Source organism: Variovorax sp. Soil_C_17, from assembly GCF_057657265.1.
Genome location: NZ_JBDGIT010000003.1, coordinates 773,895 through 796,492, shown reverse-complemented (window position 1 = coordinate 796,492; position 22,598 = coordinate 773,895). Strand labels below are relative to the sequence as shown.

Annotated in this window: 22 protein-coding genes and 2 tRNA genes; 14 read left to right on the top strand and 10 right to left on the bottom strand. The window is 67.9% G+C overall.

The annotated features are described in order from the left end of the window. Positions 1–125: 125 nt before the first annotated feature. On the top strand, positions 126–554 hold the full coding sequence (locus AC3A6Y_RS18925) for a hypothetical protein (protein WP_487869748.1): 429 nt from the start codon (positions 126–128) through the stop codon (positions 552–554). Positions 555–565: 11 nt separating this feature from the next. Here the strand turns inward: AC3A6Y_RS18925 and AC3A6Y_RS18920 are convergent. Next, positions 566–642 (bottom strand) — tRNA-Arg (locus AC3A6Y_RS18920). A gap of 127 nt (positions 643–769) precedes the next feature. On the opposite strand from AC3A6Y_RS18920, the gene AC3A6Y_RS18915 reads away from it, so the two are divergent. Both AC3A6Y_RS18915 and AC3A6Y_RS18910 read left to right on the top strand, forming a co-directional pair. Further along, positions 770–958 (top strand): hypothetical protein, encoded by a 189-nt coding sequence (locus AC3A6Y_RS18915; RefSeq protein ID WP_487869747.1) that lies wholly within the window; start codon positions 770–772, stop codon positions 956–958. A 43-nt stretch (positions 959–1,001) separates the two neighbouring features. After that, positions 1,002–1,202 (top strand): hypothetical protein, encoded by a 201-nt coding sequence (locus AC3A6Y_RS18910; RefSeq protein WP_487869746.1) that lies wholly within the window; start codon positions 1,002–1,004, stop codon positions 1,200–1,202. Positions 1,203–1,270: 68 nt separating this feature from the next. Here AC3A6Y_RS18910 and AC3A6Y_RS18905 read toward each other — a convergent pair. From AC3A6Y_RS18905 to AC3A6Y_RS18895, 3 genes are all read right to left on the bottom strand, one after another. Then, positions 1,271–1,347: transfer RNA gene (locus AC3A6Y_RS18905), tRNA-Pro, on the bottom strand. 40 nt (positions 1,348–1,387) lie between these two features. Beyond that, positions 1,388–2,092 (bottom strand): glutathione binding-like protein, encoded by a 705-nt coding sequence (locus AC3A6Y_RS18900; RefSeq protein ID WP_487869745.1) that lies wholly within the window; start codon positions 2,090–2,092, stop codon positions 1,388–1,390. A gap of 99 nt (positions 2,093–2,191) precedes the next feature. Continuing rightward, the gene (locus AC3A6Y_RS18895; protein WP_487869744.1) at positions 2,192–3,886 is read right to left on the bottom strand and encodes an FAD-dependent oxidoreductase; all 1,695 of its coding nucleotides are present in this window, start codon (positions 3,884–3,886) and stop codon (positions 2,192–2,194) included. 152 nt (positions 3,887–4,038) lie between these two features. Between AC3A6Y_RS18895 and AC3A6Y_RS18890 the strand changes: the two genes are divergently transcribed. The 3 genes from AC3A6Y_RS18890 to AC3A6Y_RS18880 all read left to right on the top strand — a co-directional run bounded on the left by AC3A6Y_RS18890 (position 4,039) and on the right by AC3A6Y_RS18880 (position 7,628). Beyond that, positions 4,039–4,908, top strand: coding sequence for a GNAT family N-acetyltransferase (locus AC3A6Y_RS18890; protein ID WP_487869743.1), 870 nt, complete (start codon positions 4,039–4,041; stop codon positions 4,906–4,908). Positions 4,909–4,969: 61 nt separating this feature from the next. Then, entirely contained in the window at positions 4,970–7,159 is a 2,190-nt protein-coding gene (gene ppk1 / locus AC3A6Y_RS18885) for a polyphosphate kinase 1 (protein WP_487869742.1), read from the top strand. A 7-nt stretch (positions 7,160–7,166) separates the two neighbouring features. Beyond that, positions 7,167–7,628 carry a SixA phosphatase family protein gene (locus AC3A6Y_RS18880; protein WP_487869741.1) on the top strand — a complete coding sequence of 154 codons (462 nt, stop codon included), beginning with the start codon at positions 7,167–7,169 and terminating at the stop codon, positions 7,626–7,628. Positions 7,629–7,659: 31 nt separating this feature from the next. Here AC3A6Y_RS18880 and AC3A6Y_RS18875 read toward each other — a convergent pair whose 3' ends face one another. Continuing rightward, positions 7,660–9,177 carry a Ppx/GppA phosphatase family protein gene (locus tag AC3A6Y_RS18875; protein WP_487869740.1) on the bottom strand — a complete coding sequence of 506 codons (1,518 nt, stop codon included), beginning with the start codon at positions 9,175–9,177 and terminating at the stop codon, positions 7,660–7,662. 247 nt (positions 9,178–9,424) lie between these two features. Here AC3A6Y_RS18875 and pstS point away from each other — a divergent pair, with 247 nt between their 5' ends. Genes pstS through phoR form a run of 7 tightly spaced genes read left to right on the top strand, consistent with a single transcriptional unit; the run spans position 9,425 to position 16,080 of the window. Beyond that, positions 9,425–10,462: a phosphate ABC transporter substrate-binding protein PstS gene (gene pstS / locus AC3A6Y_RS18870; protein ID WP_487869739.1), complete on the top strand. Its 1,038-nt coding sequence runs from the start codon at positions 9,425–9,427 to the stop codon at positions 10,460–10,462. Positions 10,463–10,478: 16 nt separating this feature from the next. Beyond that, the gene (pstC, locus tag AC3A6Y_RS18865; protein ID WP_487869738.1) at positions 10,479–11,552 is read left to right on the top strand and encodes a phosphate ABC transporter permease subunit PstC; all 1,074 of its coding nucleotides are present in this window, start codon (positions 10,479–10,481) and stop codon (positions 11,550–11,552) included. Positions 11,553–11,607: 55 nt separating this feature from the next. After that, the gene (gene pstA / locus AC3A6Y_RS18860) at positions 11,608–12,492 is read left to right on the top strand and encodes a phosphate ABC transporter permease PstA (RefSeq protein WP_487869737.1); all 885 of its coding nucleotides are present in this window, start codon (positions 11,608–11,610) and stop codon (positions 12,490–12,492) included. A gap of 5 nt (positions 12,493–12,497) precedes the next feature. Then, a complete protein-coding gene (pstB, locus tag AC3A6Y_RS18855; RefSeq protein ID WP_487869736.1) occupies positions 12,498–13,280 on the top strand; it encodes a phosphate ABC transporter ATP-binding protein PstB in 783 nt (260 codons plus the stop codon). A 10-nt stretch (positions 13,281–13,290) separates the two neighbouring features. Further along, positions 13,291–13,992 (top strand): phosphate signaling complex protein PhoU, encoded by a 702-nt coding sequence (gene phoU / locus AC3A6Y_RS18850; protein ID WP_487869735.1) that lies wholly within the window; start codon positions 13,291–13,293, stop codon positions 13,990–13,992. Positions 13,993–14,006: 14 nt separating this feature from the next. Next, positions 14,007–14,699 (top strand): phosphate regulon transcriptional regulator PhoB, encoded by a 693-nt coding sequence (phoB, locus tag AC3A6Y_RS18845; protein WP_487869734.1) that lies wholly within the window; start codon positions 14,007–14,009, stop codon positions 14,697–14,699. Positions 14,700–14,739: 40 nt separating this feature from the next. Then, positions 14,740–16,080, top strand: a complete 1,341-nt coding sequence (gene phoR, locus AC3A6Y_RS18840) for a phosphate regulon sensor histidine kinase PhoR (RefSeq protein WP_487869733.1) — start codon at positions 14,740–14,742, stop codon at positions 16,078–16,080. 30 nt (positions 16,081–16,110) lie between these two features. On the opposite strand, the gene AC3A6Y_RS18835 is transcribed toward phoR, so the two are convergent. The 3 genes from AC3A6Y_RS18835 to AC3A6Y_RS18825 all read right to left on the bottom strand — a co-directional run bounded on the left by AC3A6Y_RS18835 (position 16,111) and on the right by AC3A6Y_RS18825 (position 19,529). Further along, entirely contained in the window at positions 16,111–17,451 is a 1,341-nt protein-coding gene (locus tag AC3A6Y_RS18835) for an MATE family efflux transporter (protein ID WP_487869732.1), read from the bottom strand. Then, the gene (locus tag AC3A6Y_RS18830; RefSeq protein ID WP_487869731.1) at positions 17,448–19,178 is read right to left on the bottom strand and encodes a hypothetical protein; all 1,731 of its coding nucleotides are present in this window, start codon (positions 19,176–19,178) and stop codon (positions 17,448–17,450) included. Before AC3A6Y_RS18830 ends, AC3A6Y_RS18835 begins: the two co-directional genes overlap by 4 nt. 84 nt (positions 19,179–19,262) lie before the next feature. Continuing rightward, positions 19,263–19,529: a type B 50S ribosomal protein L31 gene (locus AC3A6Y_RS18825; RefSeq protein WP_309961271.1), complete on the bottom strand. Its 267-nt coding sequence runs from the start codon at positions 19,527–19,529 to the stop codon at positions 19,263–19,265. A 160-nt stretch (positions 19,530–19,689) separates the two neighbouring features. Here AC3A6Y_RS18825 and AC3A6Y_RS18820 point away from each other — a divergent pair, with 160 nt between their 5' ends. Continuing rightward, positions 19,690–20,751: an oxidoreductase gene (locus AC3A6Y_RS18820; RefSeq protein ID WP_487869730.1), complete on the top strand. Its 1,062-nt coding sequence runs from the start codon at positions 19,690–19,692 to the stop codon at positions 20,749–20,751. A gap of 6 nt (positions 20,752–20,757) precedes the next feature. On the opposite strand, the gene rho is transcribed toward AC3A6Y_RS18820, so the two are convergent. Continuing rightward, on the bottom strand, positions 20,758–22,023 hold the full coding sequence (rho, locus tag AC3A6Y_RS18815; RefSeq protein WP_487869729.1) for a transcription termination factor Rho: 1,266 nt from the start codon (positions 22,021–22,023) through the stop codon (positions 20,758–20,760). 193 nt (positions 22,024–22,216) lie between these two features. Beyond that, the gene (trxA, locus tag AC3A6Y_RS18810; RefSeq protein ID WP_068686060.1) at positions 22,217–22,549 is read right to left on the bottom strand and encodes a thioredoxin TrxA; all 333 of its coding nucleotides are present in this window, start codon (positions 22,547–22,549) and stop codon (positions 22,217–22,219) included. Positions 22,550–22,598 lie beyond the last annotated feature (49 nt).

The following is a 22,598-nucleotide window of genomic DNA, read 5'->3' as shown; positions in this document are numbered from 1 at the left end:
TAGCGGCCGGCAGCCGGGACACGGAGCAGCGTCTGCTCCGAGCCGAACTGCGCGCAAGTAACCCCGGCTTGAATAATACTTTGCACCTACAATCTGCCGCAGTGCAACATCGCGGAGGAGGCGAGTTGAAACGCAAAGCCAAAGCCTTCCGGGCGCCATCGGAAGAGGCGTCTTCATGGGCTTGCGCGGAGCCCGTTTCAACCGGCACGCCTCACACTGTTTGGGTCTTGCTGGCGGCAACCGGCTACGAAGACCGCTCGCAATGGATCCAGCGGCACTGCCGGGTCGGCTCGCCGGTCGCCCTTCGACGGGAACGGGAGCACCCACACGACGGGGAGGCCATCGCAGCGTGGTTGCGCTGCCCAGCGCTGTTCGGGCTGTTGCCTCGCTGGCGAAGGATCGGGTACGTCAAGGCCAACCACAAGGACCGATGGGCCGCAAGACTCGACGACGGGTCATTGCAGGTCGACAGAGCCGTGGTCTGCAGTTGCTACGCGCCGAAGGACTGCGAGGTGCCGCGGATCTCGCTTCAGATCGAGTTTCGGCATGTCTGAAGAGGAGCAATTGGCCTGCCCGGAGGGGATCGAACCCCCGACATTCGGCTTAGAAGGCCGATGCTCTATCCAACTGAGCTACGGGCAGTGAGGAAGGTGCGCGATTTTACGGTGTGGCCGCGGCGTCGGCGGCGGCCGACATCGGGTGGGGCGTTTGCCCGAGACCTCGGCGCATCGCCGGGCGCCAAGGTGGCGGTTTCGATGGAGTTTCGCCCATGAACACCAACACCACCCGAACCCAAAGCGAGGAGCCGGAGATCGGCTTCGAGGAATCGATCCCCCTGGATGGCCCCGATCCCGTCGGCGAGAAGATGATCGAGGAACTGGGTGGCCGCGAGCCGGCCCAGAAGGAGCCGTCGTCGCCGCCGCCGGAGCCGATGCCGGAGCAGTTGCCCGTCAGTTGAGCGGGCTGTGGTGGCGGCTCGGCATTTGGAGTACCTTGCGCCCATGAGCACCAAGGCTGCGCGTCGCGAGTACCTTCAGGCTGTTGCAGAGTTCAACCTGGCTTGCCAGGAATTCTCCCGCGGGATGGACCGGGTGCTCCAGTCGGCACCGTCGCCCGCTGCAGAGCGCCTCTTCGGGCCCCGAAAGGCGGCGCGGCGCGCCCCTCGCGCCGCGCGCGTGGTCGAACGCGCAAGGAAGGCGTGAGAGCGAGAGGTTCTGCGCAAAGCAAAACGCCGGCACGGACTTGCGTCCATGCCGGCGTTCACTTGTGATGGTCGGGGCGAAAGGATTCGAACCTTCGACCCTCTGCTCCCAAAGCAGATGCGCTACCAGGCTGCGCTACACCCCGACGAGCCTGCGATTCTAGCCTGGGCGGCGGGCGCAGGCCCTCAGCGCCGCTCGTATTGCGTCTTGCCGAACAACACCTCGCGCTCCTTGTCGCCCGTGATGGGCTGGCGCAGGTCCGCCAGCACCTTCACGCCGCGCTGCACCGCCGGTCGCGCCGCAATGCCCTCGAACCACTTCTTCAGGTGCGGAAAGTCCGCGAGCACGATGCCCTGGCCCTCCCAATTGCGCAGCCAGGGGAAGATGGCGATGTCCGCGATGGAGTAGCTGTCGCCGGCGATGAAGGGGTGGCTGGCGAGTTGCCTGTCGATCACGCCGTAGAGGCGCCGCGCCTCGTTGCTGTAGCGGTCGATCGCGTAGGCGATCTTCTCGGGCGCGTAGAGCCGGAAGTGATGGGTCTGGCCGAGCATCGGGCCGACGCCGCCCATCTGGAACATCAGCCACTGCAGCACCTCGTAGCGGCCGCGGTCGTCGGCAGGCATGAAGCGGCCGGTCTTGCCCGCCAGGTAGACCAGGATGGCGCCGGACTCGAAAAGCGATATCGGCTTGCCGTCCGGCCCTTCGGGATCGGTGATGGCCGGGATCTTGTTGTTGGGGCTGATCTTCAGGAAGCCGGGCTCGAACTGGTCGCCCTTGCCGATGTTGACCGGGTGCGCGCGGTAGGGCAGTCCGCACTCCTCCAGCATGATGTGAATCTTGTGGCCGTTGGGGGTGGGCCAGGAGTAGACGTCGATGGGCGCTTGGGGCATGCGTAGGGTTCCACGGATGAAAGACGGCCGGCCAGCATAGCGGCCGGTGGTCTTTCGTGCAGGGCGCTCGCCGGATGCCGGCGGCTGCCGTGCCGGCTTTCAGGCGGCCACGGCGCTGGGGGCCAGGTGCTTGTGGATCAGCGCGACCACCTGCGCGCCTTCGCCGATGGCACCGCCCACGCGCTTGACCGAGCCCGAGCGCACGTCGCCCACCGCGTACACGCCCGGCACGCTGGTCTCCAGCGCAGTTGAAGGGCGCGCAGGAAAGCCGCGGCTCGCGGCCTCGCCCGTGAGCACGAAGCCATGCTTGTCGACGGAGACGCCGCAGCCTTCCAGCCAGTCGGTTTCCGGCACCGCGCCGATGAACAGGAAGATGTTGCGGGCCGGGCAGGTGAACTCTTCGCCGCTGGTTCTGCAGCGCCAGCTCGCGCCGTTGAGGCCCGAATCAGGCTCGCCATGCAGGTTGATGAGCTCGGTGTGGGGATGCAGCTCGATGTTCGGCGTGGCCTCGATACGGTCGATCAGGTAGCGCGACATGGTGGCCGCAAGAGAAGGGCCGCGCACCAGCAGGTTGAGCTTGTCCACGTGCTGCGAGAGGAAGACCGCAGCCTGGCCGGCCGAGTTGCCGCCGCCGACCAGGGCGATCTCTTGCCGGGCGCACAGCTTGGCCTCCAGCGCCGAGGCCCAGTACCAGATGCCGCGGCCTTCGAATTCGCTCAGGCGCGGCACCTCGGGCCGACGGTAGCGCGCGCCGCTGGCGATGACCACCGTGCGCGCGCGCAGGCGGCGCCCGTCCGAGAGGCGGACGATCAGCTCGCCCTTGCTGTCGGCCTGGCTGCAATCCATGGACGCAGCCTGGGCCGGGATCATCATCTCGACGCCGAATTTCTGGGCCTGCACGAAGGCGCGCCCCGCCAGCGCCCCGCCGGAGATGCCGGTCGGAAAGCCCAGGTAGTTCTCGATGCGCGCACTGGCGCCGGCCTGGCCGCCGAAGGAGCGGCAGTCGAGGACGATCACGCGCAGCCCCTCGGAGGCCGCATAGACGGCGGTCGCGAGGCCGGCCGGCCCGGCGCCCACCACCAGCACGTCGAACAGCTCGTCGTGCTCGACGGAATCGATCATGCCGAGGCAGCGCGCCAGGGCGCTTTCGCTCGGATCGGTCAGCACCGAGCCGTTGGGGCAGGTGACCAGCAGTTCCGCGTCGGGATACTGTTCCAGCAGGGCGCGGGCGTCGCTGTCCTGGGTGGCGTCGACGACCTGGTAGGGATGGCCGTTGCGCGTCAGGAAGTTCTGCAGGCTCAGCAGGGCGGTGGATTGCGGCCGGCCGATCAGCACCGGCCCGCTGCTGCCCGATTCGATCAGCGCCACGCGGCGCAGGATCATCGCGCGCACCAGCCGCTCGCCGAGGTCGGCCTCGGCGATGATCAGCGCCCGCAACTGCTCGGGCGGCACCAGCAGGGTCGTGACCTCCTCTTCCGCGTGGCCGTCGACCAGGGAAGGGCGGCCGGAGAGTTGCGCGATCTCGGCGAGGAACTGGCCCCGGCCCTGGTGCCGGATCGGCACCACGCGCCCCAGCCCGTCGCGTTGCGTGATGGCCACGAGGCCCTCGAGCACCACGAACATGCCGGGGCCCGGCTCGCCGGCAGAGAACAGGCAGTCGCCGCGCGCGTAGTGCTGCACGCTGCCGAAGCGCCGGGCGCGCGCGATGTCGCAGGCGGTCAGCGTCGGGAACATCTGGTCGCGCCGGGTCTCGGCGATGCCGACGGGAGCGTCGGCAGTCATTTCAACGGACATATGAGTGGAACTCCATCGCTTGCAAGGTTCGGCCGTTCGGCATTAGACGCCCAAAGTCTGGCCCTTGAGCGGCGCGTCATGCAACTGCCATCGGAGTGACACGCGTGTTTCATTGCGCGCTCACAGACTTCGTCGGCAGAAAGGGTCCCCGCATGAAAGAACTGCCCACGCCGACGTTTCCGTTCTCGCAACTGGGATTGCGCGCCGCCCTGTGGCCCGCTGGGGTTCGCACGCCGGCAACGGTTCCCGTGCCTGTCGCGCCCGTCGCGCTGCCGGAGGCGATCGAGCCCGGCCGCGGCGGCATCAGCGTGAGCTGGGCGCGCCACCTGGACGACGTGCGCGCCGCGCAGCGCCTTCGCCATGAAGTGTTCGCCGGCGAGATGGGCGCGCGCCTGAACACCTCGCTCGAAGGCCACGACGTCGACCTGTTCGATGATTTCTGCGAGCACCTGCTGGTGCGCGACGAAGCCACGCGCCAGGTCATCGGCACCTACCGCGTGCTGACGCCGGCCCAGGCCCGGCGCGTGGGCAGCACCTACAGCGACACCGAGTTCGACCTGACACGCCTGCGCGACCTGCGCGAGCGCATGGTGGAGCTGGGCCGCAGCTGCGTGCATGCCGACCACCGGCAGGGCGGCGTGATCCTCGCGCTGTGGGGCGCGCTCGCGGCCTTCATGAACCGCAACAAGCTCGACACCATGATCGGCTGCGCCAGCATCCCGATGTGGCACAACGGCGTGACCAGCGGCGATGCCGCCGCCAGCATCTGGCGCCAGCTGTCGGCCACGCACATGGCCCCGATCCAGTACCAGGTCCAGCCGCGGCTGCCGCTGCCGGTGCATCGCCTCGACGGCGACCTGGACATCGAGCCCCCGGCCCTGATCAAGGGCTACCTCCGGCTGGGTGCCAAGGTGCTGGGCCCGCCGGCCTGGGACCCGGACTTCAACACGGCAGACCTGCCCATGCTGATGCGCATCGACGACCTGCCGGCCCGCTACCGCAAGCATTTCCTGGGCGATTGACAGCCGGGAAAGAGCGTCACACAGTTGTCATGGAAGTGTCACGAAGGCGTTCGACACTGTCGTGTTCCCGCATGCGACCCATACTGTGCCCGTTGTTCCAGACAATTTCGCTTCTGCCCCCGTCCTCGCCGACAGTCCGCCTGCCGTCGCGGCACCCTCGCTGACGCTGCTCGATCGCGACCACAGCATCCTGGCCTTCAACGAGCGCGTACTCGACTGGGCCTACAGGCCCGAGGTCCCGCTGATCGAGCGGCTGCGCTACCTGTGCATCGTCTCGTCCAACCTCGACGAGTTCTTCGAGGTGCGGATGGCGCCTCACCTGGCCGCCAATACGGCCGGCGACCGCAAGGGCAGCTACACGGTCGACTCCTTCGCTCGCCTGGCCGAGGCCGCGCACACCCTGGTGGGCCGGCAGTACGCGCTCTACAACGACGAGCTGATGCCCACCTTTGCGAAGGAAGGCATCCACGTCATCTCGCACGGCGAGCGCAATACGGCGCAGCGCAAATGGGTGAGCGACTATTACGAGCGCGAGGTCCGGCCGCTGCTGATCCCGGTCGGGCTGGACCCGGCCCATCCCTTCCCGCAGGTCGCCAACAAGTCGCTCAATTTCATCGTGCGCCTGGGCGGCAAGGACGCCTTCGGCCGCGAGAACCCGATCGCCATCGTCAAGGTGCCGCGGGTGCTGCCGCGCATGATCGCGATGCCGGGCCGCGTGTCCGGCGGCAAGAAGCTCTTCGTCGCGCTCTCGAGCATCGTGCGGGCGCATCTGCAGAGCATGTTCCCGGGGCGCGAGGTGGGCGATTTCTCCCAGTTCCGCGTCACGCGCCATTCCGATCTGGCGGTCGACGAGGAAGACGTCAAGAACCTGCGCACCGCCCTGCGGCAGGGGCTGCAGCACCGGCACTTCGGGCAGGCAGTGCGGCTGGAGGTGTCGGCCAGCTGTGCCGAGTCGCTGGCGAGCTTCCTGCTCGCGCAGTTCGATCTGCCGCCGGAGGCGCTCTACCGGGTGCACGGGCCGGTCAACCTGGCGCGGCTGACGCAGCTGATCGACCTGCTGGAGGAGCCGCAGCTTCGCTTCGCGCCTTACCAGGCCTCCTACCCGGTTTCGCTGTCGCCGGGGCAGTCCTTCTTCGAGCGGCTGCAGGCCGGCGACGCGCTCATCCACCAGCCCTTCGAGAGCTTCGAGGGCGTGCTCGCCTTCCTGCGCGAGGCAGTGCACGACCCGCAGGTGCTCGCGATCAAGCAGACCATCTATCGCACCGGCGCCGATTCCGAGCTGATGGAACTGCTGCGGGAGGCGGTGCGCCGCGGCAAGGAAGTCACGGTGATCGTGGAGCTCAAGGCGCGCTTCGACGAGGAAGCCAACATCAACTGGGCCGAGATGCTGGAGTCGATCGGCGCCCAGGTGGTCTATGGCGTGGTCGGCCTCAAGACCCACGCCAAGATGCTGCTGGTGACGCGGCGCGAGGGCAAGCAGATGCGCCGCTACGGCCACCTCTCCACCGGCAACTACAACCCGCGCACCGCCAGGCTCTATACCGACATCAGCCACCTGACGGCCGATCCGGCGCTGACGGCCGACATGGAGGCCGTGTTCGTGCACATGGCCAGCCAGAGCCGGCTGCCGAAGCTCAACCGCATGTGGGTGGCGCCCTTCGATCTGCACCGCAACCTGGGCGCGCGCATCGACGCGCTGGGCGCGGCCGCCGCGCGCGGCGTGCCCACGCGCATCGTCGCCAAGATGAATGCGCTGACCGACGAGGCCCTGATCGCCTCGCTGGTCAGCGCGGGCCGCAAGGGCGTGAAGATCGACCTGATCGTGCGCGGCGCCTGCACGCTGCCGGCCCTGGTGCCGGGCCTGACCGACAACATCCGCGTGCGCTCGGTGATCGGCCGCTTCCTCGAGCATTCGCGGGTCTTCTATTTCCGCGAGGGCGACGTCGAGGCGCTCTACCTGTCGAGTGCCGACTGGATGAACCGCAACATGATGCGGCGCATCGAACTGGCCTGGCCGGTCACCGACCCCGTGCTGCGCCAGCGCCTGATCGACGAATGCCTGGTCGCCTATTTGCACGACGGGCGCGATGCCTGGGACCTCGGCGCCGATGGGGCCTACCGCCGCGTGCACCACGACACGCACCAGGGCGAGGAGGGCGCGCCGCGCGCCGTGCAGGCGCATGGTGCGCAGACCGCGCTGATGGTCCGCTACTCGTCGCGTGGCCGCGCCCGCGCCGCCACGCGAGGATGAGGCGCGCATGGATCTGATCTTCTGGCGCCACGCCGAGGCCGAGGACTGGACCGAAGGGTGCGACGACCTGCAGCGTTCGCTGACCCAGCGCGGCGAGAAGCAGGCCAAGCGCATGGCGGCCTGGCTGGACCGGCAGCTGCCCGAAGGCACGCGCGTCGTCTGCAGCCCCGCGCGGCGCTGCGAGCAGACCGTGCTGGCGCTGGGGCGCAAGTACAAGCTGCGCAGCGAGCTCGCGCCCGACACCACGCCCGATGCGCTGCTGGGTGCGGCCGGCTGGCCCAACGGCAAGTCGGTGGTGCTGCTGGTCGGGCACCAGCCCTCGCTCGGCCAGGCGATCTCGATCTTGCTCGGGCTGAAGCAGGACAGCTGCCCGGTGCGCAAGGGCGCCGTCTGGTGGATCCGCACGCGCGAGCGCGATGGCGACGTCCAGACCGTGGTGGTGACGGTTCAGTCGCCCGAGCTGCTCTAGGCAGGCGGGCGGCTCCGGCGGCCCTCGCCCTTCAGCAGCCTTCCAGCTGGACCCGCCAGGGGGTCTTCTGCCAGGCCAGCACTTCCTCGCGGAGCAGGTGCGCCGATTGCGGATAGCTATCGGCCCAGCCGCTGCGGCAGCCGATCACGAAGAAGCGACTGTCCGCCCGCACGAGGCGCAGGTCGTCCAGGTCCGGATCGCGCCGCGCATGGCACAGGATCACCGCCAGCCGCAGCGCCAGCAGCTGGGGCACGAAGGTCTCGTCGTCCAGCGACCCTTCGAGCTTGCGCAGCTTGCCCCGGTGGCCCAGCACCAGCTGGCTGAGCCAATGCATCTCGTTGACGGCAAAGCCCGGGGCGTCGCAGTTGTCCAGGATGTAGGCGCCGTGCTTGTGATAGTCGCTGTGGGAGATGTGGGTGCCGATCTCGTGCAACTGGGCGGCCCAGCCGATCTTGCGCAGCGCGCGGCCGGCGCGGCTGGTGGTGCTGGCGCCGCGCGAGGCCGGCTCCAGTTGCAGGAACAGCGCCGCGGCCGTCTCGCCGACGCGCCGGACCTGGGCGGTATCGGCGGCGAAGCGGCTGGCCAGGCGCGCCACCGTGCTGGCGCGCAGGTCGGCGACGCTCTCATCGCGCTGCAGCAGTTCGTAAAGCACGCCGTGGCGCAGGGCGCCCTGCGCCACCCGCATCTCCTCGATCTCGAGCAGGTCGAAGACGGCCCGCAGCACGCTCACGCCGCCGCCGATCACCGCCTTGCGGTCTTCCCGCATGCCCTCGATGCGAAGGCGGTCGGCGCTGCCGGCCTTGAGCAGGCGCTCGACCAGCCAGTCCAGCCCTTCGCGCGTGATCAGGCCCGGCTCACCGCCGGCCGCGGCCAGGACGTCGCCGACCGCGCCGATGGTGCCCGAGGCGCCATAAACCACGTCCCACCGGTCGGGCACGTAGGTGCCGAGCGCGTCGTCGAGCACCGCCTTGGCCGCGACCTCGGCGGCCCGGAAAGCGGCAGTGGTGAACTGGCCTTCGGGAAAATGCTTCATCGACCAGGCGACGCTGCCGACCCGGTAGGACTCCATCACCTCGGCCGTCAAACCCTGGCCGATGATCATCTCGGTCGAGCGGCCGCCGATGTCCACCACCAGCCGGCGTTCGCGGCTCGAAGCATCGGTATGGGGCAGCAGGTGCGCCACGCCCTGATAGATGAGGCGGGCCTCTTCGCGGCCGGTGATGACGTCGATGCCGAAGCCCAGGATGGTGCGCGCGCGCAGCAGGAACTCGTCGCGGTTGCGGGCTTCGCGCAGGGTCTGGGTGGCCACCGCGCGGACCTGCGAGCGCTTGAAGCCCGCCAGCCGTTCGCCGAAGCGCGCCAGGGCGTCCCAGCCGCGCTGCATGGCCTCGGGCGTGAGATTGCGGGCCGCGTCCAGGCCGTTCCCCTGGCGGACGGTTTCCTTCAGGTATTCGGCGCGGTGGATCTGGCCGTGGTCGACACGGCCGATTTCCAGCCTGAAGCTGTTCGAACCGAGATCGACCGCGGCGAGGCGGGTTCCGTTTTGCATGTCGAGATGGGAGAAGCCGGGGCCCGATCGTAACGTCGCGGCCGGCCTGGGACGCGTAGGCAGGCGCCGCGGCACGCTCCCGAGGCTAGGTTTGGTCGATGACGGTCGTGTGACATCGTCATGGAATCGGGGGCGCGGCACGGCCGTTTTCCCTCTGGAGGGGGTGTCACATTGATGTCACACAAGCTTCCTAGAGTGGCTGCCAAGTCCCCGGCAAGGGGGTTCTTTGCACTCAGAAGGAAGCTTCATGAAAACGACGTTCAAGTTTGCAGCCGCCGGCCTCATCGCCGCGGCCCTGGCCCATGTCCCCGCCTTTGCCCAGGAAGCCACGGGCGCAGGCGCAAGCTTCCCGGCCCCCCTGTATTCCAAGTGGGCTTCCGATTTCCACAAGGCCACCGGCGCCAAGATCAACTACCAGTCGGTCGGCTCCGGCGCGGGCATCAAGCAGATCGACGCCAAGACGGTCGATTTCGGCGCTTCCGACATGCCGCTGACCGACGACGAGCTCAAGGCCAAGGGTCTGCTGCAGTTCCCGACCGTCATCGGCGGCGTGGTCCCCGTGGTCAACATCCAGGGCATCAAGGCCGGCGAGCTGAAGCTCAGCGGCCAGGTGCTCGGCGACATCTACCTGGGCAAGATCACCAAGTGGAGCGACCCGGCGATCAAGGCGCTGAACGGCTCCCTCGCGCTGCCCGACGCCGCCATCGCCCCGGTGCGCCGCGCCGACGGTTCCGGCACCACCTTCCTGTTCACCAACTACCTGAGCAAGGCCAATGCCGAGTGGAAGGCCAAGGTCGGCGACGGCACTGCCGTCAACTGGCCCACCGGCGCGGGCGGCAAGGGCAACGAAGGCGTTGCCCAGTTCGTCAGCAAGCTGCCCAATTCGATCGGCTATGTCGAGTACGCCTACGTCAAGCAGAACAAGATGAACTATGCGCAGATGCAGAACGCTGCCGGCAAGTTCGTTTCGCCGGACGATGACGCCTTCAAGGCGGCTGCTGCCGGTGCCGACTGGTCCAAGACCTTCTACCAGGTGCTGACCAACCAGTCGGGCGACCAGTCGTGGCCGATCACCGGCGCGACCTTCATCCTGATGCACAAGACGCAGGACAAGCCGACCCAGGCCATCACCACGCTCAAGTTCTTCGACTGGGCCTACAAGAACGGCGACAAGACCGCCGGCGACCTGGACTACGTGCCGATGCCCGAGAAGGTGAAGGGCGCCATCGCCACCGCCTGGGGCGAGATCAAGGACGCGTCGGGCAAGCCCGTCGTCGCCAAGTAAAGCGAGCCGGCGCGTCATGAGCAGCCCCCCGCTCGAGCACGCGCCGATTTCGGAGCGACCCGTGTCATCGACTTTCCCCGCTGCCGCCAACGCCCTCGACCTGCCGGCCGAGGGTGCGCGCACGTCCACCAGCCCGCCCCCTGTCCGGAAGCCGCGCACCGGCGCCACCGCCGACCGCCTGTTCGGCCTGGCGGCCAAGGGCGCCGCGCTGCTGACCCTGGCGATGCTCATCGGCATCCTGCTGTCGCTCCTGGCAGGTGCCTGGCCCGCGATCGCCAAGTTCGGCCTCGGCTTCCTCACCAGCAGCGTGTGGGACCCGGTCCAGAACGAGTACGGCGGCCTGGTGATGATCTACGGCACGCTCGCCACCTCGCTGATCGCGCTGATCATCGCGGTGCCGGTGAGCTTCGGCATCGCCTTGTTCCTGACCGAGATGTCGCCGGCATGGCTCAAGCGGCCGCTCGGCACCGCGATCGAGCTGCTGGCGGCCGTGCCCTCGATCGTCTACGGCATGTGGGGCCTGCTCGTGTTCGGGCCGATCCTCTCGACCTATGTGCAGCAGCCGCTGCAGAAGCTGTTCGACGGGGTGCCCTACCTGGGCGCACTGGTGTCCGGCCCGCCGGTGGGCATCGGCATTCTGTCGGCCGGCATCATCCTCGCGATCATGATCATTCCGTTCATCGCCTCGGTGATGCGCGACGTGTTCGAGGTCACGCCGCCGCTGCTCAAGGAGTCGGCCTACGGCCTCGGCTCCACGACCTGGGAAGTGGTGTCCAAGGTGGTTCTTCCCTATACCAAGGCCGGCGTCATCGGCGGCATCATGCTCGGCCTCGGGCGCGCCCTCGGCGAGACGATGGCCGTCACCTTCGTGATCGGCAATACCAACCAGCTGAACTCGCTCTCGGTGTTCGAGGCGGCCAACAGCATCACTTCGGTGCTGGCCAACGAGTTCGCCGAGGCCGGCGCCGGCCTGCACCAGGCCTCGCTGATGTACCTGGGGCTGGTGCTGTTCTTCATCACCTTCGTGGTGCTGTCGCTGTCGAAGCTGCTGCTGCAGCAGATGCAGAAGAGCGAGGGCAAGAAGTCATGAGCCGCAGGGCCGCTCCCAAGGCGAATACTGCAGCGCGCAGCGCGGAGGTTTTCATATGAGCACGGCGGAGAAGCTCCTCAGCGCCCAGGCGCTCAACGAAACGCGCGCGGCCAGGTTCGCCAGCCGCAAGCGGGTCAATGTCATCGCGCTGTCGCTGTCGCTCGCCGCGATGGCCTTCGGCGTGTTCTGGCTGATCTGGATCCTCTGGGAAACGCTGCGCCTCGGCGTCGGCGGCCTGGCGATCGCCACCTTCACCGAAATGACGCCGCCGCCCAACGAGGCGGGCGGCATCGCCAACGCGATCTTCGGTTCGCTGGCCATGGTGGCGCTGGCGACCTTCGTCGGCACGCCGATCGGCATCATGGCGGGCATCTACCTGGCGGAGTACAACCCCAAGGGCTGGCTCGCGAGCGTCACGCGCTTCGTCAACGACATCCTGCTGTCGGCGCCTTCGATCGTGATCGGCCTGTTCGTCTATGCGATCGCAGTGGCCTACTTCAAGTCCTTCTCGGGCCTGGCCGGCGCGATGGCGCTGGCACTGATCGTGATTCCGGTGGTGATCCGCACGACCGAGAACATGCTGCAGCTGGTCCCGCCCGGCTTGCGCGAGGCCGCCTACGCACTCGGCACGCCGAAGTGGAAGGTGATCATGAGCATCACGCTGCGCGCGGCGCGCGCCGGCGTGGTCACCGGCATCCTGCTGGCGGTGGCGCGCATCGCGGGCGAAACCGCGCCGCTGCTCTTCACCGCGCTGAACAACCAGTTCTGGACCGCCGACATGACGCAGCCGATGGCCAGCCTGCCGGTGACCATCTTCAAGTTCGCGATGAGCCCGTACGAGAACTGGCAGCAGCTGGCCTGGGCCGGCGTGTTCCTGATCACCGTCGCGGTGCTGGCGCTCAACATCCTCGCTCGCGTCCTGACGCGCAACAAACTCTGAACATCATGCCCTCCACCCTCGCTGCACAGCCGTCTCGCGCGAAGATCTCGGTCAAGGACCTGAATTTCTACTACGGCAAGTTCCACGCGCTCAAGGGGATCAACCTCGAGATTCCCGAGAACAGGGTCACCGCCTTCATCGGCCCTTCGGGTTGCGGCAAGTCGACCTTGCTGCGCACCTTCAACCGCATGTTCGAGCTCTACCCCGAGCAGCGCGCCGAGGGCGTGATCTCGCTGGACGGCGAGAACCTGCTGACGTCCAAGCAGGACGTGGCGCTGATCCGCGCCAAGATCGGCATGGTGTTCCAGAAGCCGACGCCATTCCCGATGTCGATCTACGACAACATCGCCTTCGGCGTGAAGCTGTTCGAGAACCTGAGCGCCTCCGAGATGGACGACCGCGTCGAGTGGGCGCTCAAGAAGGCCGCGCTCTGGACCGAGGTACGCGACAAGCTGCAGCAGAGCGGCTCGGGCCTCTCGGGCGGCCAGCAGCAGCGCCTGTGCATCGCACGCGGCATCGCGATCAAGCCCGAGGTTCTGCTTCTGGACGAGCCCTGCTCGGCCCTGGACCCGATCTCCACCGCCAAGATCGAGGAACTGATTGCCGAGCTGAAGAACGAATACACAGTGGTCATCGTGACGCATAACATGCAGCAGGCGGCGCGCTGCAGCGACTACACCGCCTACATGTATCTGGGCGACCTGATCGAGTTCGGCGCGACCGAAGAGCTGTTCTTCAAGCCGAAGCGCAAGGAAACCGAGGATTACATCACCGGCCGTTTCGGCTGAAAGGGACCTCATGACCGAAAAACATCTTTCCAGCCAGTTCGACAGCGAACTGAATGCGGTCTCCTCGCGGGTGATGGAGCTCGGCGGGATGGTCGAATCCCAGATCAGCCAGGCCGTGTACGCGCTGGCGCAGTTCGACACGGAGTCGGCCGACCGGGTGATCGAGACCGAGGCTCGCGTCAATGCGATGGAGATCGAGATCGACCGCGAGCTGTCGTCGATCATCGCGCGGCGCCAGCCGACGGCGCGCGACCTGCGTCTCCTGATCGCCATCTCCAAGACCACCGCCAACCTCGAGCGCGTGGGCGACGAGGCCAACAAGATCGCGCGCATGGTCAAGTCGATCATCGAGAGCGGCTCGGCGCGCGCGCTGCCTTCCACCGAGCTGCGCATCGCTTCCGACCTGGCTTCCGGGCTGCTGCGCAAGGCGCTCGACGCCTTCGCGCGGCTGGACACCGCGGCAGCGCTGTCGATCCTGAAGGACGACGACCTGATCGACAAGGAGTTCGACGGCTTCGTGCGCAAGCTGGTCACCTACATGATGGAAGACCCGCGCACCATCTCGGCCAGTCTCGACCTGCTGTTCCTGGCCAAGGCCATCGAGCGTATCGGCGACCACGCGAAGAACATCGCCGAGTTCATCATCTACATCGTCAAGGGCGCCGACGTGCGGCACACTTCGATGCAGGACATCGAGTCCGCACTCCAATAGGCCCCACTCGATCAATGAAGAAACCGCGCGTCCTGATCGTCGAAGACGAGTCCTCGATTGCCGAGCTGATTGCCGTCAACCTGCGTCACAACGGCTTCGAGCCCATTTGGGCCGAGGACGGGGAGGCGGCGCAACGCGAGATCGATGCCTACTTGCCCGACCTCGTGCTGCTCGACTGGATGCTGCCCGGCCAGAGCGGCCTGCAGCTGGCACGCCAGTGGCGCAAGGACCCGCGCACCAAGAGCATGCCGATCCTCATGCTGACGGCGCGCGGCGACGAGCCCGACAAGGTCGCCGGACTGGACGCCGGCGCTGACGACTACATCACCAAGCCCTTCTCCACGCAGGAGATGCTGGCCCGCATCCGCGCCGTGCTGCGGCGCCGCGCGCCGGAAGTGGCGGCCGAGCGCGTCGAGATCGGCGAGCTGGCCCTCGACACCGCGACGCACCGCGTGACCTGGCAAGGCATGCCGTTGAAGGTGGGGCCGACCGAGTTCAAGCTGCTGGGCTACCTGATGCAGCATGCCGAGCGCGTGCACAGCCGCGCCCAACTGCTGGACAAGGTCTGGGGCGATCACGTCTACATCGAGGAGCGCACGGTCGACGTGCACGTCAAGCGCCTGCGCGAATCGCTCGGCGCCGCGGCGCCGATGATCGAGACCGTGCGCGGCGCGGGCTACAGGCTGACGTCCCAGGTCACGGTGTGAAGGGCTCGCCGGCGGGGCCCCCGCGGCACAATGGGCGGGCATGCCGTTTCGTATAGCAACTTTCCTGGCCGCCTCGATTCTCGGGGGCGCCGCGGTCGCGGTGGTGGCCGGGCTCCACTACCTGTGGCTGGGCGCCTGGCTGGGCGCGGTGCTGTGGCTCGGGCTCGATGCCTGGCGCGCCCAGCGGCTGCTGCACGTGTTGCGCAACGATGGCAAGGGCCTGCCGTCGCGCGGTTCGGGCGTGTGGGGCGAGCTGGCCGAGCGCATCCGCAAACTGTTGCGCACGCGCGAGCAGCAGGCCCGGCAGGCCGAAGACCGGCTGCAGGAGTTCCTGGCCGCCATCCAGGCCTCGCCCAACGGCGTGGTGCTGCTCGACGAGCAGGGTCGCATCGAGTGGTGCAACCAGACGGCGGCCGGGCAATTCGGCATCGATCCCGAGCGCGACTTGCTGCAGCATCTGTCGAATCTGGTGCGCGACCCCGCCTTCGTGGCCTACCTGGCCTCCTGGAACTACAGCCGCGACGTGGTGATCGATGCCCCCTCGCAGATCCAGGCCCATCGCGGCCACCCCGTGAGGCTGTCGGTGCAGGTGCATCCATATGCCGGCAACCGCCGCATGCTGCTGACGCGCGACATCACCGCCGTCGAGCAGGCCGAGGCGATGCGGCGCGACTTCGTCGCCAACGTCTCGCACGAGATCCGCACGCCGCTCACGGTGCTCGCCGGTTTTGTCGAGACGCTGCAGAACCTGCCGCTCGATGCGGAGGAGCGTTCCCGCTATCTGGCGCTCATGGCGCAGCAGTCGCATCGCATGGAGACGCTGGTCAACGATCTGCTCACCCTGTCGCGTCTGGAGGGCAGCGCCGCGCCGCCCGCCAATCGCTGGACCCGCATGCGTGCGCTGATGGCCCAGTGCGAAGACGAAGGCCGCGGGCTGTCGAACCGTCTGACCTCGCAGGGGCACAGGCTGAGCTTCGAGATGGATGCCGATTCCGAAATCGCCGGCGCGGCCACGGAGCTGCAAAGCGCGATGTCCAACTTGCTGAGCAATGCGATCCGCTACACGCCCGGCGGTGGCGAGGTGGCCGTGAGCTGGCGCCTCCTGCCCGATGGCCGCGGCGAGTACGCGGTGCGCGACAGCGGGCCGGGCATTGCGGCCGAGCACATCCCGCGTCTCACCGAGCGCTTCTACCGCATCGATCGCAGCCGGTCGCGCGAGACCGGCGGCACCGGCCTGGGGCTGGCGATCGTGAAGCATGTGGCGCAGCGCCACGGGGCCGAGCTGCGCATCGAGAGCACGGTCGGCAAGGGCTCGCGCTTCGCGTTGATCTTCCCGGTCACGCGGCTGCGGCAAGCTGCGGTGCTCAGCGCCGTCGCATGAGAAGGCGTGAACGAACGCGCCCCGCGGGATTCATTTGCGCCTTCTGAGCGTCGACCACAGCACCGCCAGCAGCAGCGCGGCCGCCAGCAAGAGGGCCAGCGCGCTCATCAGCCAGAAGGCCAGCGGCGACTGCATCGCCGGCCAGGGCCCGATGCCCCGATAGGCCAGCATGTAGCTGCCGCCCAGTCCCACGCCCCAGAGCAGCGTGCAGTACAGCACCAGCGGCATCACCGTCACGCGGTAGCAGCGCAGCACGAAGACGCACAGCGTCTGCACCGCGTCGGCCAGGTGGTAGGCGGCAGTGGCCAGCAGCAGTGTGGCGCCGAGTGCCACCACGGCCGGATTGGCGGAGTAGATGGCCGCCAGCCGCCAGCGCAGCAGCGCCATGGCGGCGGCGAACAGCAAGGCGCCGAGCACGGCCAGCTCGAAGCCGCGGGCACAGGCGCGCCGCGCCAGCGTGGGGTTGCCGGCGCCGAGCCAGAAGCTGACGCGCGCGCTGGTGGCGATGGAAAGCGACAGCGGCACCATGTAGGCGACGGCCGTGAGGTTGGACGCGATCTGGTGGGCCGCAGTGGCAGCGGTGCCCAGACGCGCGATGAACAGCGCCATCAGCGTGAAAGAGGTGACCTCGACCAGCACGGCGAGCCCGGCGGGAACGCCGAGCCGGGCGAACTGGCGGAGCTGATGCCAGTCGGGCGCCTCGATGCGGCGCCAGATGCGGTAGTCGCCGTAGAGGGACCGGCTGCGCAGCAGCCAGGCCGCGCAGGCGAGCATCGCCCAGTTCACGGCCAGCGTGGCCCAGCCGCAGCCCACCAGGCCGAGCGCCGGCAAGCCCGCGCCGCCGAAGGTGAACCAGATCGACAGCACCAGCTTCGGCGCCAGCGAGGCCAGTTGCAGCCAGGTGACCAGCTGCGGCTTGCCCAGGCTCTGGTTGAGCGTGCTGAACAGGCGGAACAACAGCGCCGGCGGCAGCGCGAAGGCCAGCACCTGCAGATAGGCTTCGACGTCGGCACGCATGGCCTGCGGCACCTCGGCCCAGCGCAGCAGTGGCGCAGGGAAGAGCAGGACCGCCATGCCGAGGGCGATCGCGAAGCCGCACAGGTAGAGCGCCTGGCGCACGGAGCGGCCGACCTCGTCCGTGCGCTGCGCGCCGTGCAGCTCGGCCCAGACCGGCAGCAGTGCCTGCAGCACTCCCAGCAACGAGACGTAGACGCTGATGAAGATGGCCGAGCCCACCGACAGCGCCGCCAGGGCACCCTCGGCGTAGCGGCCGGCCACGATGGTGTCGGTCACGCCGAAGGCCATCACGGCCAACTGGCCGGCGAGCACCGTGGCCGCGTGCCGTGCGATGACGCGCCGCTCGCTCGTCAAGGCGTGGTGCGCTGGTAGAGCAGCAGGTCGTCGCTCGGACTGGTGGGACGGCGCAGCGTGCCGATGAGACGCCAGCCCTCGAGGTTGACCAGCGTGTGCAGGCGCCCGATGGCCTCCGGGCTCACGACCAGCCAGGGGCAGCTCGGGCCGCCCATCAGCGGCTGCAGGTTGATCTGGCCATGGTGGCGCAGGGCCGCGATATGGGGCCGGCCGAGCGCCAGCTGGGACACGCAGCTCGGCTGGCCGATCCGTTCGGTGATGGCGCGCACCTGCGGCGCGTAGCTGCGTGCGTAGTCCAGCAACGGCAGCCACAGCGTCATCACCAGCATCCAGCACAAGGCCGCGCCGCCGGCCGGCAGCACCAGCGTCTTCCACAAGGCTGCGCGGTGCCGGCCGGTGCGCCAGCGCACCAACCAGGCCCAGGCCAGCGTGGCGGCGATGGCGAAGACCAGCGCGGTGGCCGAGAAGTGGGGGACGAAGCCAGGGGCCAGCTTTGCCACGTTGGCGGCCGTCTTGGCCGGAAAGCCGGTCTGCATCGCGACCCAGATCACCCAGAAGACGATGGCCCAGACGCTGAAGAAGAGCAGCGTGAACCAGTCGATCAGCGCGGCGACACTGCGCCTGAAGGTCGGCAGGGCGAAGGCCGCGAGCGTCGCGAAGGCCGGGAGGGCGAGCAGCAGCGAGCGCTCGGAAAAACTCGTGGTCCAGGTAGCGGCCAGCGGCACCAGCGCAAACCACAGCGGCAGCGCGACGTGGCGCGCCGTCAGCTGCCGGCGCCAGCGCCAGAGGGTCCACAGCGCGAGCGGCCAGGCCGGCCAGGTGAACCACAGCAGGAGCCTGGCCTGGCTGCGCAGCTCGCTCCAGACGCGGGTGCCGGGCTGGCTGCCCGGCAGTTCGATCTTCCATTGCAGCAGGCCGAGCCAGGCGGCCAGCAGCCCGGCCAGCAGGGTGGCGCCGAAGATCGTGCCGATGGCGGCTGCGGAGTAGTCGGGTTCTTCGTCGGACGTCTCCTCCCGGGCGCGGCGCCGGCGCTCCACGGCCAGGAAGATCACGCAGCCGATCCCCAGAGCCAGGCCGACGGTGGGGCCGCCGCTGAGCGTCATGCCGGCCGCGCCGATCACCAGGGCGGTGATCGGGCTGACGCGGTGGTAGGGCAGGGCCACGATCCCGTAGAACAGTTGCGAGGTGAAGAAGAGCTGGGCGAGCGCCGGCGTGGTTTCATGCCCCAGCTGGGCGAGGCCCAGACTGGCGATCAACGCCAGCAGCGCACCGTCGGCGATGGCGCGGGCGTAGTCGGTGGGGCGCGCCTCGCCGCCGAACGCAAAGGCCACGGGTTGCGCCTGGGTGGTGCGCGCAAGGTAGTACGCCGCGTACCAGGTGGCTGCGAAGGTGCCCCACAGCAGCAGCGCGAAGGCGATGCGGACCGCGAGGTCCGGGTGCACCCAGGCTGGCGCGATCTTGATCGCCCAGGCACCGATCCAGTAGGGAATCAGGGCCGGCGTTTCGGGCCGAAGGCCCAGCAGCATTGGATCGAGCCAGCGCGCCAGGCCCTCGGTGCTGCGCGCGAGTTCGGCCATGTAGCCGAAGGAGACGATGTCCGCGCTCTTCCAGGGGCCGCGCCCCACCAGGCCGGGCATCAGGTAGGCCGCGCACAGCAGGATGAGGGCGATGCGCGGCAGGCGCCGCACGGCACTCTGGGCAACGATCGCTGGCGTCGGCTGGTTCAACGGGATGAGGGCTGGGTGGAGGAGATCAAAAAGAAAAAGGGCAGCGCGGTAAACCGGGCTGCCCTCGACTCGGAAGCGCCTGCCTTACTTGGAGGCGGCACCGCCGGTCTTGCCGAAACGGTTGCGGAACTTCTCGACGCGACCGCCCATGTTGTCCACCGACTTCTGGGTGCCGGTGTAGAAGGGGTGCGATTCGCTGGAGGTGTCGAGCTTGAACAGCGGCAGGTCGCGGCCGTCGTCGGTCTTGCCCATTTCCTTGGTGTTCACGCAGGAACGGGTGACGAACTTGAAGCCGTTCGACAGGTCGACGAACAGGACCTCGCGGTAGTTCGGGTGAATGCCTTCTTTCATGGTATTTCCTTGGTCGATGCGAGAGCCACTAGCTTGAACGGGGTGATGTCCTGCCTATTCAGTCATCCCCAGCTCATCCGGCACGGCGCCGGGCTGCACTTTTCGCGAAGCCCTCAATTATCGCATACTGGGTGTTTTGGGCGCCAGCGCCATTTCAGCCATGAATTCAAGCCTCTTGCGCGCCGGCCTGGTCGGCTTCGGCTTCGCCGGGCAGACCTTCCATGCGCCCGTGCTCTCGGCCGTTCCGGGCCTGCAATTGGGGGCGGTGGCCAGCTCTCAGCCCCGCAAAGTCCACGCGGAATGGCCGGGCGTCGACGTCGTGCCCGATGTGGACGCGCTGCTGCGCAGGGCCGACATCGACCTGGTGGTGGTCGCCACGCCCAATGCACAGCACCATCCTGTGGCCAAGGCCGCACTGGCCGCGGGGAAGCATGTGGTGGTCGACAAGCCTTTCACGCTCGATGCGGTCCAGGCCCGCGAGCTCGCGGCATTGGCGCAGCGCGAGGGCCGGCTCTTGTCGGTCTACCAGAATCGCCGCTTCGATTCGGATTTCCTGACGCTGAAGGAACTGCTCGCCGGGGGCGAACTGGGGCGGCCGGTGTACTTCGAGTCGCACTTCGACCGCTTTCGGCCCCAGGTGCGCGAGCGCTGGCGCGAGCAGCCGGTGCCGGGGGCGGGCCTCTGGGTGGACCTGGGCTCGCACCTGCTCGACCAGGCCGTGCAGCTCTTCGGCCGGCCCGATACGCTGCAGCTCGACATCGCCGCTCTGCGCGACGGGGCGCTGGTCGAAGACTACTTCCATGCCGTGCTGCGCTACGAGAGCGGCGCGCATGCGCCGCTGCGCGTGGTGCTGCACGCCACCACGCTGGCCGCCCGCGCCGCGCCGCGCTACATCGTGCACGGCACGAGTGGCAGCTACGTCAAGCGCGGTGTCGATCCGCAGGAAGATGCATTGCGAGCCGGCGCAAAGCCCGGCGGCCAAGGGTGGGGCGCAGACGACCTGGACGGCGAGCTGACCCTGCCGTCCGACGACGGCCATGCCCAGGTGAGAAAAGTGCCGACGCTGGCCGGCGACTACATGGCCTACTACGCCGCGGTGCGCGATGCGATTCTCGGCCGGGGCACCAACCCGGTGACGCCGGAACAGGCGGTCGAACTCATGGAACTCCTCGACCTCGGCCGTCAAAGCGCCGCCGAAGGCCGCGCCCTGCCGGCACGCTGAAGCTCTTCAGCCCCCGCGGCGCATCATGTCGAAGAACTCAACGTTGGTCTTCGTCGCCTTCATGTTCTTCAGCATGAGCTCCATCGCCTCGATCTCGTCCATGTTGTACATGAGCTGGCGCAGGATGCGGGTCTTCTGCAGGATCTCGGGCGGCAGCAGCAATTCTTCGCGGCGGGTGCCGCTGCGGTTGAGCTGGAGCGAGGGGAACACGCGCTTCTCGTAGAGGCGGCGGTCCAGGTGGATTTCGGAGTTGCCGGTGCCCTTGAACTCCTCGAAGATCACTTCGTCCATGCGGCTGCCGGTGTCGATCAGCGCGGTGCCGATGATGGTCAGCGAGCCGCCTTCCTCGACGTTGCGCGCCGCGCCCAGGAAACGCTTGGGGCGCTGCAGCGCATTGGAGTCGACGCCGCCGGTCAGCACCTTGCCGGAGGAGGGCACGACGTTGTTGTAGGCGCGGGCCAGGCGCGTGATGGAGTCGAGCAGGATCACCACGTCCTTCTTGAGCTCCACCAGGCGCTTCGCGCGCTCGATCACCATCTCGGCCACGTGCACGTGGCGCGCCGCAGGCTCGTCGAAGGTGGAGGCAATGACCTCGCCCTTCACCGTGCGCTGCATCTCGGTCACTTCCTCGGGCCGCTCGTCGACGAGCAGCACCATCATGTGGACCTCGGGGTAGTTGGCGCTGATCGCGTGCGCGATGTGCTGCATCATCACCGTCTTGCCGCTCTTGGGCGGCGCCACCAGCAGTGCGCGCTGGCCCTTGCCGATGGGCGCGATGATGTCGATGATGCGCCCGGTGATGTTCTCGTCGCCCTTGAAGTTGTCGCGCTCCAGGCGCATCAGCTCCTTGGGGAAAAGCGGCGTGAGGTTCTCGAACATCACCTTGTGCTTGTTCGCCTCGGGCGCGCCGCCATTGACCTTGTCCAGCTTGGTCAGCGCGAAGTAGCGCTCGCCGTCCTTGGGGATGCGCACCTCGCCCTCGATCAGGTCGCCGGTGTGCAGGTTGAATCGCCGCACCTGGCTGGGGCTGATGTAGATGTCGTCGGTGCTGGCGGTGAAGCTGGTGTCCGGGCTGCGCAGGAAGCCGAAGCCGTCCGGCAGGATCTCGAGCACGCCGTCGGCAAAGACCTGCTCTCCGGCCTTCGCGCGCTTCTTGATGATCGCGAACATCAGCTCCTGCTTGCGCATGCGGCCGGTGTTTTCGATCTCCAGTGCTTCAGCCTGCTTGAAGACTTCAGACACGTGGAGTGCCTTGAGTTCGTTTAAGTGCATGGAACAACCCCGTGCGGGGAAATTGTCGGAAAGAACCAGGGGGGAGGTTTGAGGAGAGGCGAGGAGGCCTCACAAACCGGGGAACTCGAACCGGCTGCCAGAAAGAAAGAGCCGGTGAACTGCGAAGATTATGACAGGAAAAACGACAAGGGCTGCCAGCGCGTTGCACGCCGGCAGCCCCGAAGACGAAGACTCAGGCGAGTTGCTGGTCGATGAAGGCCGTGAGCTGCGCCTTGCTCATCGCACCGACCTTGGTCGCCGCCAGCTGGCCGTCCTTGAACAGCATCAGCGTCGGGATGCCGCGGATGCCGAACTTGGCGGGGATGTCGCGGTTCTCGTCGACGTTCATCTTGGCGACCTGCAGCTTGCCTTCGTAGGTGCTGGAGACTTCGTCCAGGATGGGGGCGATCATCTTGCAGGGACCGCACCACTCGGCCCAGTAGTCCACGAGCACGGGCTTGCCGGACTTGAGCACGTCGGCCTCGAAAGAAGAATCGGAGATGTGTTTGATGAGTTCGCTGGCCATGGGATGGGTCCTTCTGCGCTGGATGATGGTGCAGCTAAAGTGCGGGCCA

Coding starts and splice junctions, on each gene's coding strand:
- AC3A6Y_RS18820 (WP_487869730.1), top strand. CDS start 19,690: ATGAATTCAAGCCTCTTGCGCGCCGGCCTGGTCGGCTTCGGCTTCGCC.
- AC3A6Y_RS18890 (WP_487869743.1), top strand. CDS start 4,039: ATGAAAGAACTGCCCACGCCGACGTTTCCGTTCTCGCAACTGGGATTG.
- phoR (WP_487869733.1), top strand. CDS start 14,740: ATGCCGTTTCGTATAGCAACTTTCCTGGCCGCCTCGATTCTCGGGGGC.
- AC3A6Y_RS18880 (WP_487869741.1), top strand. CDS start 7,167: ATGGATCTGATCTTCTGGCGCCACGCCGAGGCCGAGGACTGGACCGAA.
- AC3A6Y_RS18895 (WP_487869744.1), bottom strand. CDS start 3,886: ATGTCCGTTGAAATGACTGCCGACGCTCCCGTCGGCATCGCCGAGACC.
- phoU (WP_487869735.1), top strand. CDS start 13,291: ATGACCGAAAAACATCTTTCCAGCCAGTTCGACAGCGAACTGAATGCG.
- AC3A6Y_RS18910 (WP_487869746.1), top strand. CDS start 1,002: ATGAGCACCAAGGCTGCGCGTCGCGAGTACCTTCAGGCTGTTGCAGAG.
- phoB (WP_487869734.1), top strand. CDS start 14,007: ATGAAGAAACCGCGCGTCCTGATCGTCGAAGACGAGTCCTCGATTGCC.
- AC3A6Y_RS18875 (WP_487869740.1), bottom strand. CDS start 9,177: ATGCAAAACGGAACCCGCCTCGCCGCGGTCGATCTCGGTTCGAACAGC.
- rho (WP_487869729.1), bottom strand. CDS start 22,023: ATGCACTTAAACGAACTCAAGGCACTCCACGTGTCTGAAGTCTTCAAG.
- trxA (WP_068686060.1), bottom strand. CDS start 22,549: ATGGCCAGCGAACTCATCAAACACATCTCCGATTCTTCTTTCGAGGCC.
- pstA (WP_487869737.1), top strand. CDS start 11,608: ATGAGCACGGCGGAGAAGCTCCTCAGCGCCCAGGCGCTCAACGAAACG.
- AC3A6Y_RS18900 (WP_487869745.1), bottom strand. CDS start 2,092: ATGCCCCAAGCGCCCATCGACGTCTACTCCTGGCCCACCCCCAACGGC.
- pstB (WP_487869736.1), top strand. CDS start 12,498: ATGCCCTCCACCCTCGCTGCACAGCCGTCTCGCGCGAAGATCTCGGTC.
- pstC (WP_487869738.1), top strand. CDS start 10,479: ATGAGCAGCCCCCCGCTCGAGCACGCGCCGATTTCGGAGCGACCCGTG.
- AC3A6Y_RS18825 (WP_309961271.1), bottom strand. CDS start 19,529: ATGAAAGAAGGCATTCACCCGAACTACCGCGAGGTCCTGTTCGTCGAC.
- pstS (WP_487869739.1), top strand. CDS start 9,425: ATGAAAACGACGTTCAAGTTTGCAGCCGCCGGCCTCATCGCCGCGGCC.
- AC3A6Y_RS18915 (WP_487869747.1), top strand. CDS start 770: ATGAACACCAACACCACCCGAACCCAAAGCGAGGAGCCGGAGATCGGC.